Here is a 13,155-nt window from a genome sequence, read left to right as displayed (position 1 = left end):
AAGAGAAACTTAACGCCGATTGGCGAGCGGAACGACGTTGTGCAACGTTTCGATGCCGCTTTCAAGGAAGCGCCGCACGCCGCGCGCGGCCTGCCTGATCCGCTGCTCGTTTTCCACCATGGCGATGCGGACATATCCTTCACCGTGCTCGCCGAAGCCGACGCCGGGCGAGACCGCGACGCCGGATTTCTCCACCATCAGGGTTGCGAACTGCATGCTGCCGACGCTGCGGAAGGCCTCCGGCAGCGGCACCCAGGCGAACATCGAGGCTTCCGGCGGCGGGATCTCCCAGCCGGCGCGGCCGAATGACTCCACCAGCGCGTCGCGGCGCTTGCGGTAGGTGTCGCGCATCTCCTTGATGCAATCGTCGGGGCCGTTCAGCGCGGCAGTCGCGGCGACCTGCACCGGCGTGAAGGCGCCGTAGTCGAGGTAGGATTTGACGCGGGCGAGCGCGGCGATCACGCGGTCGTTGCCGACCGCAAAGCCCATGCGCCAGCCGGCCATCGAATAGGTCTTCGACATCGAGGTGAACTCGACGGTGACGTCGATCGCGCCGGGCACCTGGAGCACCGAGGGCGGCGGGTTGTTCTCGTCGAAATAGACTTCGGCATAGGCGAGATCGGACAGGATCAGGATCTCGTGCTTCTTCGCGAACGCGACGAGGTCCTTGTAGAAGTCGAGGCTCGCGACATAGGCGGTTGGGTTCGAGGGGTAGCAGACGACGAGCGCGAGCGGCTTCGGGATCGAATGCACGATCGCCCGTTCCACCGCCTCGAAGAATTGCGGCGTCGGCTCCGAGGGCACCGAACGGATCACGCCGCCCGCCATCAGGAAGCCGAAGGCATGAATCGGGTAGCTCGGATTCGGGCAGAGGATGACGTCGCCGGGCGCGGTGATCGCCTGCGCCACATTGGCAAAGCCCTCCTTCGAACCGAGTGTCGCCACGACCTGGGTGTCGGGGTTGAGCTTCACGCCGAAGCGGCGGGCGTAATAAGCGGCCTGAGCCCGGCGCAGCCCGGGGATGCCGCGGGAGGCCGAGTAGCGGTCGGTGCGCGGCTTGCCCAGCGTCTCCTTCAGCTTCTCCAGCACATGCGCCGGCGCCGGCAGGTCCGGATTGCCCATGCCGAGGTCGATGATGTCGGCGCCGGCATTCCGCGCGGCCGCCTTGGCCCGGTTGACCTGCTCGAACACGTAAGGCGGAAGGCGGCGGATGCGGTAAAACTCTTCCATGGCTCTCTGGGCTCCGGGCAACCGGTCAGGACAGAATCGACCGGCCATGACAGCCGCTCGGGAAAGCTCTCGCCCCCTCGCGAAAATCACTCAAAATCAAACGCTTAGAGTAATATTCGACGGCAGGAGCTGAAGTCGTTCGCCCTGACTCTCGGCTGAACTGAGGTCTTTTAGCACGGCATGGCGGGGGCGCCAGCGATTACGCCGCGTTACTTGGCGTCTTTTGCGGCAACCGATTGGCGTTCGCGCGCGGCGGCCAGCTCGGCTTCAATCTTGGCGCGCTGGTCCGGCGGGATGATCGCCTGATCACGATCCGGCGGCAGATCGTGCACCGGAAGGTAGGAGCCGGGCTCCCTGGGATGGGCCTGCGCGTCGGTGGGCGTATAGTCAGCCAGCTGACTCGAGCAGCCGCCCAAGGCAAGCGCCGCCATCAGCAGCGCGCCACAGATCGGCAGCGACTTTTGCAGGTCCCTCAACGCTAACACTTGGGAAATCCCCTACTCGTCCCAATGCGAGGCTGCCGGAACTTAACCCGACAACCTGCCCAAGCTCAAACCATTGCTGCCCACAAATGGTACGAGCGAGAATACTTCCAAGGCCCACTGCGGAAGAGGTGCACGCTGATTGTGACAAAACCAAGGGGCTTTGTCGCAGTGCAGCACATGTTGGAGCTTGTTTAACGCCAAACATGCGAGCTTCGCGGTGACGAATACGGAATGAATCGTTACTGTTCTGCTCATGAGTAGCGCCACGACCGACACACCCAAATCCGAAACGAAGTTCGATGCGGAAGCCTTCGCGATGAATGTCGCGCAGGCGATGGAGAGCGGCGGCAAGGCGCTCGCCGCGTATCTCAAGCCACGCGAGAGCGGCGAGGTGCAGGATCGCCCGCCGGCCGAGCTGACGGAAGTGGTCAAGGCCTTCACGTCGGTCGCCGAATACTGGCTGTCGGACACATCCCGCGCGTCGGATCTGCAGACCAAGCTCGCCAAGGATTATCTCGACCTCTGGGGCTCGGCGGCGCGCCGCATGGCCGGCCAGGACGCCCCGCCCGCGATCGCGCCCTCGCCGCGTGACAAGCGCTTTGCCGATCCGGAATGGAAGTCGAACCAGTTCTTCGATTTCATGATGCAGCTCTATCTGCTCACGACCAAATGGGCGCAGGAGCTGGTGCGCGACGCCGACAGGCTCGACCCGCAGACCCGCCGCAAGGCGGAGTTCTACATCCAGCAGATCACCAACGCGATCTCGCCGTCCAACTTCGTGCTGACCAATCCGGAAGTGCTGCGCGAGACGGTCGCCAGCAGCGGCGAGAACCTCGCGCGCGGCCTGAAGATGCTGGCCGAGGACATCGCGGCCGGCAAGGGCATGCTGAAGATCCGCCAGTCCAATCCGGACAATCTCGTCGTCGGGGTCAATATGGCGACGACGCCGGGCAAGGTGATCTACCAGAACGAGATGATGCAGCTGATCCAGTATTCGCCGACCACGGAGAACGTGCTGCGCACGCCGCTCCTGATCGTGCCGCCCTGGATCAACAAGTTCTACATCCTCGATCTCAAGCCGGAGAAATCCTACATCAAGTGGTGCGTCGACCAGGGCATCACCGTGTTTGTGATCTCATGGGTCAATCCCGACAAGCGGCTCGGCAACAAGAGCTGGGAAGACTACATGAAGGAAGGCCCGCTCACAGCGATGGACGTGATCGAGAAGGTCACCGGCGAGTTGAAGGTGCACACCGCCGGCTATTGCGTCGGCGGCACCATGCTCGCGACCACGCTGGCCTGGCTCGCCGAGAAGCGCCGCCAGCGCGTCGCGTCGGCGACGTTCTTCGCCGCGCAGGTCGACTTCACCCATGCCGGCGATCTCCTCGTGTTCGTCGACGAGGACCAGATCGCGGCCCTCGAGCAGGACATGAAGGCGGCCGGCGTGCTCGAAGGCTCGAAGATGGCGATGGCCTTCAACATGCTGCGCTCCAACGATCTGATCTGGTCCTATGTCGTCAGCAACTATCTGAAGGGCCAGCAGCCGAGCGCGTTCGACCTCCTGCACTGGAATTCGGATGCGACGCGCATGACCGCATCGAACCACTCCTATTACCTGCGCAATTGCTACCTGGAGAACCGGCTCTCCACCGGCACCATGGTGCTCGACAACACGCTGCTCGACCTCTCCAAGGTCAAGGTGCCCGTCTACAACCTCGCCACCCGCGAGGACCACATCGCGCCGGCCGAATCGGTGCTGTACGGCTCGCAGTTCTTCGGCGGCCCGGTGAAATACGTCCTGTCCGGCTCGGGCCACATCGCCGGCGTGGTCAACCCGCCCGCCTCGAACAAGTACCAGTACTGGACCAACGACAACGTCAAGGATGTCAACGTCGCCGAATGGATGAAGGGCGCGGTGGAGCACAAGGGCTCGTGGTGGCCGGACTGGCGGCAATGGCTGGGCGAGCTCGATCCGGAGGAAGTCCCGGCGCGCGTGGTCGGCAGCGAGGCCCTGCCCCCGATCGAGGACGCGCCCGGCAGCTATGTCAGGGTTCGCGCATAGCGGACTCGCCCGCGCTTTCGTATAGACTCGCTCTCAACGCAGCGAAGACACAGGGGACGGACCATGACGCGCGAATTGTTCTGGCTGACACTGACGGTGATCCTGACCGGGATCCTCTGGATTCCCTACACCATCAACCGCTGCCAGGTTCGGGGGCTCAGTGGCGCCTTGGCCAATCCCTCGCGCGCCGACAAGCCGCAGGCGGAGTGGGCGAACCGCCTGATGTTCGCGCATGACAACGCCGTCGAAAACCTCGTGCTCTTCGCGCCGCTGGTGCTGATCCTGAACGCGATCGACTATTCCTCGAAATGGACCGTGCTCGCCTGTGCGGTCTATTTCTGGTCGCGTGTCGCGCATCTGATCGTCTATGCGCTCGGAATCCCGGTGTTCCGGACTCTCGCCTTCACCGTCGGCTTCCTCGCCCAGGCCGTGCTTGCGCTGGCAATCTTCAAGGTGCTCTAGAAATCGGGTCTCTTAGGGATCAGGCCCTGCGTACGACGAGGTTCAGCATGTTGGCTGGCGTCTCGTCGAAACTCTGGATCACGTTGGTGTCCGACGACAGCGTGATCCACGAACCTGCGCTGGCGTAAGTCATCTCGAGCCACTCCCGCGAGACGTAGCTGTAGTACCGCCCGAGGCTGTCTCGCGCGTCGCCCTCGCCCATCTTGTAGCTGGCGTAGAACACGCCTGATGGCTTGAGTGCACGGTGGATCTTTCCAAGGATGCCGGCGAGCTCGTCGCGTGGCACATGCAGCAGACAGGCGCTCGCCCAGACGCCGTCATAGGCCTCGTGCCCATCCAGCTGGTCGAACCGCATCGCCTCGACGGGATGACCAAGCCGGCGCGAGGCGATCCCGGCCATTTCGGGCGAGCCATCGGTCGCACGCACTGAAAAACCTTCGGCGAGCATCACTGCGGAATGATTGCCGGCACCGCAACCGAGCTCGAGGATCGCGCCTCCCGGCGGCAGCAGGGCGAGAAAGCCCCGCAACCGCGTCGATGCGGCCTTCGCCCAGCCGGCATAGGCCTCGGCGTTCTGCCGGTAGAATTGCAAGGTCGCTTCGTCCACCGCAGTACCTCGTGTCATGGAAACAGCGCGATCTGCTCCAACCCCGCCGTCTCGGGCAGCCCGAACATCAGGTTCATGTTCTGGATCGCCTGCCCGGCCGACCCCTTCACCAGATTGTCGAGCGTGGAAATCACGATCGCCCGGTTCTTGATGCGGTCGGCGACGACGCCGATCTGCACATAGTTGGAGCCGCGCACATTCTGGGTCTGCGGCAGCACGCCCTTCCTGGCGACATGCACGAAGGGCTCGTTGGCATAAGCCTGCTCCAGCGCGCTTCGCAGATCGTCCGGCGTCGCGCCGTTGAGCTTGACGTAGGAGGTGCAGAGTTCGCCGCGCGCCATCGGAATAAGATGCGGCGTGAAGTTGATCGTCACTGCGGAACCGGCGGCGACGCCGATCTCCTGCTCGATCTCGGGCGCGTGCCGGTGGGTGCCGACCGAATAGGGCGACAGCCCCTCGCCCGCCTCGCTGAACAACGTGTTCTGTTTCAGCCCGCGGCCGGCGCCGGTGACGCCCGATTTCGCGTCGATGACGATGTCGTCGACGTCGATCAGCTTGGCTTTCGCAAGCGGCACCAGCGCGAGCAGCGCCGCCGTGGGATAGCAGCCGGGACAGGCGACCAGCCGCGCCGACGTGATCTTCTCGCGATAGAATTCGGTGAGACCGTAGACCGCTTCGCCCTGCAGTTCGAGCGCCCGGTGCTCATGGCCGTACCATTGCGCATAGGTGCTCTTGTCCCGCAGCCTGAAATCGGCGGACATGTCGAGGACCTTGATTTTGGGATTTGCCTTGAGGACCGCGGCGATGATTTCCTGCGTGGTGCCGTGCGGCAGTCCGCAGAACACCGCATCGAGCTTGCTCCAGTCGACCTTTTCCCATTCCACGAGTTTCGGCAGGTCCAGCATGAAAAAATGCGGAAACACGTCGCCCATCGACTTGCCGGCATGGGTGTTGGCGGTGAGCGCGACGATCTCGGCATTCGGATGCCGGGCCAACAGGCGCACCGCATCGGCCCCGGTGTAACCGGAGGCGCCGAGAATGCCGATCTTCTTCGAGCTCATCACGCGTACCTTTCAGGCGTCATTTGATCGTCTTGCCGGGGTCGAAAGTCGCAGCGTCGCTTCGTCCACCGGGCTGGCCTCCCGAGCAACGTTCGATCAGCTATTGTCGGCAAGGCCCAGCATCAGCCGCATGTTCTGCACGGCCGCACCCGAGGCGCCCTTGCCGAGATTGTCGAGCCGGGCGACCAGTACCGCCTGGTGATATTTGTCGCTGGCGAAGACGTGGAGCTCAAGCGTGTTGGTCTCGTTGAGCGCCTCCGGCTCGAGCTTGCCGCCCTTGGTCGCCTCGTTCTGGAGCGGCATCACCGCGACATACTTTGAGCCGGCGTAACGCTTGGCCAGCGCGGCCTGAAGGTCCGCACCGCTGGGCTTGCCTGGCAGCGCGTCGAGCTGGAGCGGCACCGAGACCAGCATGCCCTGCCGGTAGTTGGCGACCGAGGGAATGAAGATCGGCCGCCGCGTCAGTTTCGAATAGAGCTGCATCTCCGGCAGATGCTTGTGCTCGAAGCCGAGGCCGTAGAGCTCGAAGGACGGCGCGCTGCCGTCTTCGAAGCTCGCGATCATCGACTTGCCGCCGCCGGAATAGCCGCTCACCGCGTTGACGGTGACGGGATAATCGGGCGGCAACAGACCGGCATCGACGATTGGCCGCAGCAGCGCGATCGCACCGGTCGGATAGCAGCCGGGATTGGAGACCTTCTTCGCGGCCTTGATCTTGCCCGCCTGGTCCGGCGTCAGCTCCGGAAAGCCGTAGGCCCAGTCGGGCGCGACCCGGTAGGCGGTGGAAGCGTCCAGCACCTTCGGCGCCGAAGCGCCCATGCTGTCGACCAGCGCGACTGTTTCCTTCGCGGCATCGTCAGGCAGGCAGAGGATCACGAGATCGACCTCCTCCATCAGCGCCTTCTTGGCCGCGGGATCCTTGCGCTTGTCGTCGGAGATCGTCTTCACGTTGACGTCGCTCTGGAGCTTCAGCCGCTCGTTGATGCCGAGCCCGGTGGTGCCGGACCCGCCGTCGACGAAGACGGTGGCGGGCTTCTTGGCCGCGCCGGTGGTCGGGGCCTTGGTGGTTTCGGTGAGGCTCATGGCGCGCTCCTTTCGAGCATGTTGGTTTCGTTCGCGAAGGCCTCCGGCCTCACGTCCTGCATCAGCTGTGAAATCTCTCTGGCGTCGGCTGCGGGTTGCGCACCGAGCGCGTTGGCGATCGCGGTATAGTCGGCGTCCGATTTGTGCTGGTTGAGCTTGAAGCTGCCTTCGACCTCTTCAACCGTCATGACCAGGCCCACGATTCCCTTCTTCAACGCTTCCAGTCGGCCTGCCGTCATCTTCGCCGATGTCCACGGCGCTTTCGGCAACAGCCAGCTCTCGAACTTGTCGCTCAGCGTGTCGATCTGCACCGCCAGCTGATCGTCCGACAAGGGGCGCACCGGCCCGCTCAGATGCACCGACTGGTAGAGCCAGGTCGGCACCTGATCCGGCGAGACGTACCAGTCGGGCGATACATAGGCATCAGGGCCGTTGACCGCGAGCAGCCAGGAGGTCGTCCCATCCGCCAGCTTTAGCAGCGGATTGTGACGGGCGACATGAAAGGCGGCCTGCGGCGTGCCGTCAGCGGCGTAAGTCAGGTAGAACGGCAGCGGCGAGGCGACCGGCTTGTGGCCGTCAAAGGCGCACATCGTGCCGAAGCCGCGCTCCTCGGCGAATTTCAGGCTCGCGGCGCGGTCCTGCTTGAAAAAGGGTGGCGTGTACATCGTGGTCTCCTGCTGGGCCTCCTCGGGGGGGCCGCCGGATCAGATCGCGCTGACAGGAGAGAGAATGCCGCGGATCGGATCCAGCGGCAAAGACGATGATCTCAAACGCGATCGACCGCCCAAACCGCTAAAGAGCGGCGGCGGCGACGGGCGAACAGGATGGTCGCGGCGTTGATCATGGCGCGCGGCTATAAGGCCGGCGGGTTCCAGGGTCAAGTCCAAATCGATGGGGCGTGACGGCTGCCGCACCTCGTGACGGCAGGATGCCGCACGGATGTCATCGGGTCGCAGCGGAATTTCCCTTAAACATGGGGGTTCCCGAGAGAGGACCGGCGCGCCACAACCCCGCCGGTTCGTGCCTTTCGTTCGCAACCCAGCCCCAGGACATCGCCATGACCGAGATCACCCGTCGCGCAACGCTAGCCGGCGCCGCCGCCTCGGCGCTCCTGCCCTTCGTGAAGACCTCGCCCGCGAGCGCCGCCGCGCCCCCGGCCGCAACCCAGAATGCGAGCTTCTACCGCTACAATGTCGGCACTCACCAGATCACCGTGGTCTGCGACGGCGTCGCGACCGTCAACCTGACGGACAATTACGCGGCCGGCGCCAGCAAGGACGACATCAACAAGATCTTCGCCGAGAACCATCTGCCGACCGACAAGGTCACCCACACCTTCAATCCGGTCGTCGTCAACACCGGGCCGAAGCTCGTCGTGATCGATACCGGTCTCGGGCCCGACCAGTTCACGCAGACCAAGGGCAAGGTCGGCCAGTTCCACAACAACCTTGCGGCGGCCAGCATCGACCGCGCGGCAGTCGACACCGTCATTATCTCGCACTTCCACGGTGACCACATCAACGGCCTGCTCGCGGCCGAGAACAAGCCGGCCTTCCCCAACGCCGAGATCATGGTTCCGGCAGTGGAATGGAAGTTCTGGATGGACGACGGCGAGATGAGCAAGGGGACCGGCAATCCGATCCTCGAAAGCAACTTCAAGAACATCCGCCGCGTGTTCGATGCGCTCGGCCGCAAGGTCACGCAATACGAGTCCGGCAAGGAAGTCGCGCCCGGCATCACTTCGGTGGCGAGCCCGGGCCACACGCCGGGACACAACTCCTTCATCGTCGCGTCCGGCGCGGAAAAGGTACTTGTGCAGGTCGACATCACCGCAGGCGCAGCGTTCCTGTTCGTGAAGCACCCCGAATGGAACATCGCCTCCGACGTCGACAAGCCGCTGGCGCAAGAGACGCGGCGCAAGCTCTACGACATGGCGATTGCCGAGAAGATGCCGATCCAGGCCTTCCATGCCGCCTTCCCAGGTCTCGTCCGCGTCGAGAAGGAGAAGGATGGTTCGGGCTATCGCTGGATTCCGTCGATCTGGAACGCCTCGCTTTAAGCTCTGCCGTATGCGCTGACCGGGCGGCCGAGCTGCCCGGTCAGATCACGCGCCAGATCCATTCCATGATCTTCGCGATCACGTCGCCGAACAGCAACAGCGCCGCGGACCAGACCAGCGCCGAGATGAAATTGGCGGCCTGAAAACTCCAATAGGGCATCTCGAAAATGCCAGCTGCGAGCGGCACCGAGGCGCGCAAGGGGCCGAAGAAGCGGCCGATGAAGATGCTGGGCACGCCCCAGCTCCGCACGAAGGCTTCGCCCCTGGGCAGCAGCTCCGGATAGCGCGAGAGCGGCCACATCTGCGCGACCTGCTCCTTGTAGCGATAGCCGAACCAGTAGGAGACCCAGTCGCCGAGCGCAGCACCGATGCCGCCGGCGATCCAGACCGGATAGAAGCTGATGCCGCTGGCCCCGATCAGCGCGCCGATCGCAACCAGCGCCCCCCAGGCCGGGATCAGCAGCGAGATGAAGGCCAGCGACTCCCCGAAGGCGAGCAGGAACACGATCGGGGCCGCCCAGGCCTGGTGAGCGCGCACGAAATCGGCCAGCGCGTGCGCGTACTGCTCCATTCCAGATTGCCTTCCCGCCCCGTCACGGTCCTGTCAGATAAAAGGACTGGTAAGCCAAGGACTTGTGTGACATCAAGTCACAAAGCCGGGCCTGAGCCGGGCCCAGGTGTCAAATTGCCGGGAATTGGTGGGGCCTGCGGCGTAAAATCGCCGGGATTGGCTCCCACCCACACCCGCCGAGCGGACCTGCGGTGACCTTTGCAGGCCAGCCGTGGCATAGTCGGCCCAACCGATTCGCCGCCATCGCGGCCATCAAAGTGCATCAAAATATATGTCCAAGCAGTTGAAGCCAAAAGCAAAAGACGATTTTTTCGGCGGCGATGAGCCGAAGTCGCGCGCGCCCGCCAAGGCGGCCTCGCGCGGGACCGGCGGCGAAGCCGACTACACTGCGGCCGATATCGAGGTGCTCGAAGGCCTGGAACCGGTGCGCCGCCGGCCCGGCATGTATATCGGCGGCACCGACGAGAAGGCGCTGCATCACCTCTTCGCCGAAGTCATCGACAACTCGATGGACGAGGCGCTGGCCGGGCACGCGACCTTCATCGGAGTCGAGCTCAGCGCCGACGGGTTCCTGACCGTCACCGACAACGGCCGCGGCATCCCGATCGATCCGCATCCGAAGTTCCCGAAGAAGTCGGCGCTCGAAGTCATCATGTGCACGCTGCATTCGGGTGGCAAATTCGACTCCAAGGTCTACGAGACTTCCGGCGGTCTGCACGGCGTCGGCATCTCCGTGGTGAACGCCCTCTCCTCGCTGCTCGAGGTCGAGGTCGCGCGCAGCCAGAAACTCTACCGGATGACGTTCGAGCGCGGGCACCCGAAGGGCAAGCTCGAGGATCTCGGCAAGATCAACAACCGCCGCGGCACCCGCGTGCGCTTCAAGCCCGACACCGACATCTTCGGCGCCAAGGCCGCGTTCAAGCCGCAGCGCCTGTTCAAGATGACGCGCTCGAAGGCCTATCTGTTCGGCGGCGTCGAGATCCGCTGGAATTGCGCACCAGAGCTCCTGAAGGGCGTCGAGGATGTGCCGGCGGAAGCGACCTTCCACTTCCCCGGCGGCCTCAAGGATTACCTCGCCGCTGCGATCCACGCCGACACCCTGGTGCATCCCGACATCTTCTCGGGCAAATCGGGCCGCAACGGCGCGCATGGCGCCTGCGAATGGGCTGTCGCCTGGACTGCGGATGCCGACGGCTTCCTGTCCTCCTACACCAACACGGTTCCGACGCCCGATGGCGGCACGCACGAATCCGGCCTGCGCAGCGCGCTGCTGCGCGGCCTGAAGGATCACGCCGAGCGCGTCGGCCAGGGCAAGCGCGCGTCATCCATTACGTCGGAAGACGTGATGGTGGGCGCGGCGGTGATGCTGTCGGTGTTCGTGCGCGAGCCTGAATTCCAGGGCCAGACCAAGGATCGTCTCGCCACCGCCGAAGCGCAGCGCATCGTCGAACAGGCGATGAAGGATCCGTTCGACCACTGGCTGTCGGGCAATCCGAACATGGCCAACCGGCTGCTCGACTTCGTGATCGACCGCGCTGAGGAGCGGCTGCGCCGTCGCCAGGAAAAGGAAACGGCACGCAAGACCGCCGGCAAGAAGCTGCGCCTGCCCGGCAAGCTCGCCGACTGCACCGATGCCGGCACCGAGGGCTCCGAGCTCTTCATCGTCGAGGGTGACTCGGCAGGCGGCAGCGCCAAGCAGGCCCGTGATCGCAAGACGCAAGCGGTGCTGCCGCTGCGCGGCAAGATCCTCAACGTCGCCTCGGCCGGCAAGGACAAGCTGACCGCGAACGCGCAGCTCTCCGACCTCGTGCAGGCGATCGGCTGCGGCCAGCTTTTGCAATATCGCGAAGAGGATCTGCGCTATCAGCGCATCATCATCATGACCGACGCCGACGTCGACGGCGCCCACATCGCCTCGCTCCTGATCACCTTCTTCTACCGGCAGATGCCGCGGCTGATCGACGAGGGCCACCTCTTCCTCGCGGTGCCGCCGCTCTACAAGCTGACCCATGGCTCGAAGTCCGTCTACGCACGCGACGACAAGCACAAGGAGACGCTGCTCAAGAGCGAGTTCAACGCCAACGCCAAGGTCGAGGTGAACCGCTTCAAAGGTCTCGGTGAGATGATGCCGGCGCAGCTCAAGGAAACCACCATGGATCCGCGCAAGCGGACGCTGCTCAAGGTGGTGCTGCTCGCCGACGACCGCGACACCACGGCGGATTCGGTGGAGCGCCTGATGGGCACCAAGGCCGAGGCGCGCTTCGCGTTCATCTCGGACAAGGCGGAGTTCGCGAGCGAGGAGCTGCTGGACGTCTGAGGCAGTCTTCCGCCGTCACGCAAAAAGCCCCGGCCGACACCGGGGCTTTTTTGTTTGCGGCTGCTCGCGGAGGCGCCGACCAGACCGCCTCCGCTGCCCGACTCATCTTGGGGCGGAACGACTCGGTCAACGACTCACCGGCATCAAGGCTGAGGCAGGATTGCTACCATTTCGGACAGAGCCGGATTTGCTAACGAGAAGTTACCGGAATTCGATCTTCGGAAAATGACGCAACACATTGGAATCATATAGCTATTTCTGATTTCGGAGATCGCGCCCGAAATCGCTGCCAGGCGGCGTTTCCCGGCGACTGTGCCTGTCCGGCAACAGCATTTCGGCGGAAAGCAGCTATAGTCCGGGCATCAGATCAATCGGACTTCAGTGCGCTCGCGCCTGCCGGACAGACCAAAGCTTGGGGATTTTGAAATGAAGAAGATTTTGCTCGCACTCACCGCGGTTGCCGCGATGACCGGCTCGGCGTCGGCGGCCGATCTGGCTGCCCGTCCCTACGTGAAGGCCCCGCTTCCGGCGCCCGTCGCCAACTGGACCGGCTTCTACATCTTCGGCGGTGGTGGTGGTGGCCTCTCGAACTCCGATCAGTCCGTCCAGACCACGGTCGGCGCGGTTCCGCTGACGATCGGCCAGCGCCAGGGTGGCTCGGGCTGGTTCGGCACCGTCGGTCTCGGCTATGACTGGCAGGTCAGCAGCACCTGGGTCGCCGGCGTGTTCGCTGACGGTCAGTTCGGCAGCATCCGTGGCACGGTTCAGGATCCCTTCTTCGGCATCACCGGCTCGCAGAAGCTGGAAGACTCCTGGGCCGCTGGTGTGCGCCTCGGCTATCTGGTTGCTCCGAACGTTCTCTCCTACGTCAACGGCGGTTATTCCGGCGCTCACTTCGGCCAGACCAACTTCCTGACGCTGGCCGGCGTTCCCGCTGGTGCCCACCTCAACAGCTACAACCGCAATGGTTGGTTCGTTGGCGGCGGCGTCGAGAACAGCCTGAACATCTTCGGCATCTCTTCGCCCGGCTGGTTCATGAAGACCGAATATCGTTCGGCCTTCTACAACGCCAAGACCCAGGACGAACTGATCGACGGCACCAACCTCCCGACCGGCAACAGCATCCGCGCCAACAGCTGGAACCAGACGATCTCGACCTCGCTGGTCTACCGCTTCAACTGGACCGGTCCGGTCGTCGCGAAGTACTGATCTGATCTG

Annotated in this window: 12 protein-coding genes; 5 read left to right on the top strand and 7 right to left on the bottom strand. The window is 64.0% G+C overall.

Translation table 11 applies throughout. The features are described 5' to 3' along the window. Window positions 1–9: 9 nt before the first annotated feature. Window positions 10–1,230: an LL-diaminopimelate aminotransferase gene (locus tag CT676_RS00380; RefSeq protein WP_014495524.1), complete on the bottom strand. Its 1,221-nt coding sequence runs from the start codon at window positions 1,228–1,230 to the stop codon at window positions 10–12. Window positions 1,231–1,439: 209 nt separating this feature from the next. Further along, entirely contained in the window at window positions 1,440–1,715 is a 276-nt protein-coding gene (locus tag CT676_RS00375) for a hypothetical protein (RefSeq protein ID WP_135213523.1), read from the bottom strand. Between the two features lie 253 nt (window positions 1,716–1,968). On the opposite strand from CT676_RS00375, the gene phaC reads away from it, so the two are divergent. Then, complete coding sequence (gene phaC, locus CT676_RS00370; RefSeq protein ID WP_135213522.1) at window positions 1,969–3,777, top strand: class I poly(R)-hydroxyalkanoic acid synthase; 1,809 nt, start codon at window positions 1,969–1,971, stop codon at window positions 3,775–3,777. A gap of 63 nt (window positions 3,778–3,840) precedes the next feature. Continuing rightward, the gene (locus CT676_RS00365) at window positions 3,841–4,239 is read left to right on the top strand and encodes an MAPEG family protein (RefSeq protein WP_063983501.1); all 399 of its coding nucleotides are present in this window, start codon (window positions 3,841–3,843) and stop codon (window positions 4,237–4,239) included. Between the two features lie 19 nt (window positions 4,240–4,258). Here the strand turns inward: CT676_RS00365 and CT676_RS00360 are convergent, their stop codons facing one another. The 4 genes from CT676_RS00360 to CT676_RS00345 form a co-directional block, all read right to left on the bottom strand. After that, a complete protein-coding gene (locus CT676_RS00360) occupies window positions 4,259–4,846 on the bottom strand; it encodes a class I SAM-dependent methyltransferase (protein ID WP_085401209.1) in 588 nt (195 codons plus the stop codon). Window positions 4,847–4,860: 14 nt separating this feature from the next. Beyond that, window positions 4,861–5,907 (bottom strand): N-acetyl-gamma-glutamyl-phosphate reductase, encoded by a 1,047-nt coding sequence (gene argC / locus CT676_RS00355; RefSeq protein ID WP_063983503.1) that lies wholly within the window; start codon window positions 5,905–5,907, stop codon window positions 4,861–4,863. Window positions 5,908–6,003: 96 nt separating this feature from the next. Further along, window positions 6,004–6,990, bottom strand: a complete 987-nt coding sequence (gene argC / locus CT676_RS00350; RefSeq protein ID WP_135213521.1) for an N-acetyl-gamma-glutamyl-phosphate reductase — start codon at window positions 6,988–6,990, stop codon at window positions 6,004–6,006. After that, on the bottom strand, window positions 6,987–7,655 hold the full coding sequence (locus tag CT676_RS00345) for an FMN-binding negative transcriptional regulator (RefSeq protein WP_135213520.1): 669 nt from the start codon (window positions 7,653–7,655) through the stop codon (window positions 6,987–6,989). The genes argC (CT676_RS00350) and CT676_RS00345 overlap by 4 nt, the downstream gene beginning before the upstream one ends. A gap of 392 nt (window positions 7,656–8,047) precedes the next feature. On the opposite strand from CT676_RS00345, the gene CT676_RS00340 reads away from it, so the two are divergent. After that, the gene (locus CT676_RS00340) at window positions 8,048–9,049 is read left to right on the top strand and encodes an MBL fold metallo-hydrolase (RefSeq protein WP_028153053.1); all 1,002 of its coding nucleotides are present in this window, start codon (window positions 8,048–8,050) and stop codon (window positions 9,047–9,049) included. A 40-nt stretch (window positions 9,050–9,089) separates the two neighbouring features. Here CT676_RS00340 and CT676_RS00335 read toward each other — a convergent pair whose 3' ends face one another. Further along, window positions 9,090–9,620, bottom strand: coding sequence for a DedA family protein (locus CT676_RS00335; RefSeq protein ID WP_063983507.1), 531 nt, complete (start codon window positions 9,618–9,620; stop codon window positions 9,090–9,092). Between the two features lie 271 nt (window positions 9,621–9,891). Here CT676_RS00335 and parE point away from each other — a divergent pair, with 271 nt between their 5' ends. Continuing rightward, window positions 9,892–11,937: a DNA topoisomerase IV subunit B gene (gene parE, locus CT676_RS00325; RefSeq protein WP_071914292.1), complete on the top strand. Its 2,046-nt coding sequence runs from the start codon at window positions 9,892–9,894 to the stop codon at window positions 11,935–11,937. Between the two features lie 426 nt (window positions 11,938–12,363). Next, the gene (locus tag CT676_RS00320; RefSeq protein WP_167767882.1) at window positions 12,364–13,146 is read left to right on the top strand and encodes a porin family protein; all 783 of its coding nucleotides are present in this window, start codon (window positions 12,364–12,366) and stop codon (window positions 13,144–13,146) included. The last annotated feature ends 9 nt before the right edge of the window (window positions 13,147–13,155 follow it).

Origin of the sequence: Bradyrhizobium sp. MOS001, assembly GCF_004634465.1 — a bacterium.
GTDB classification, from domain to species: Bacteria; Pseudomonadota; Alphaproteobacteria; order Rhizobiales; family Xanthobacteraceae; genus Bradyrhizobium; species Bradyrhizobium barranii.
The sequence above is the reverse complement of the archived record's forward strand: the minus strand, read 5'-3'. Positions and strand labels throughout refer to the sequence as shown.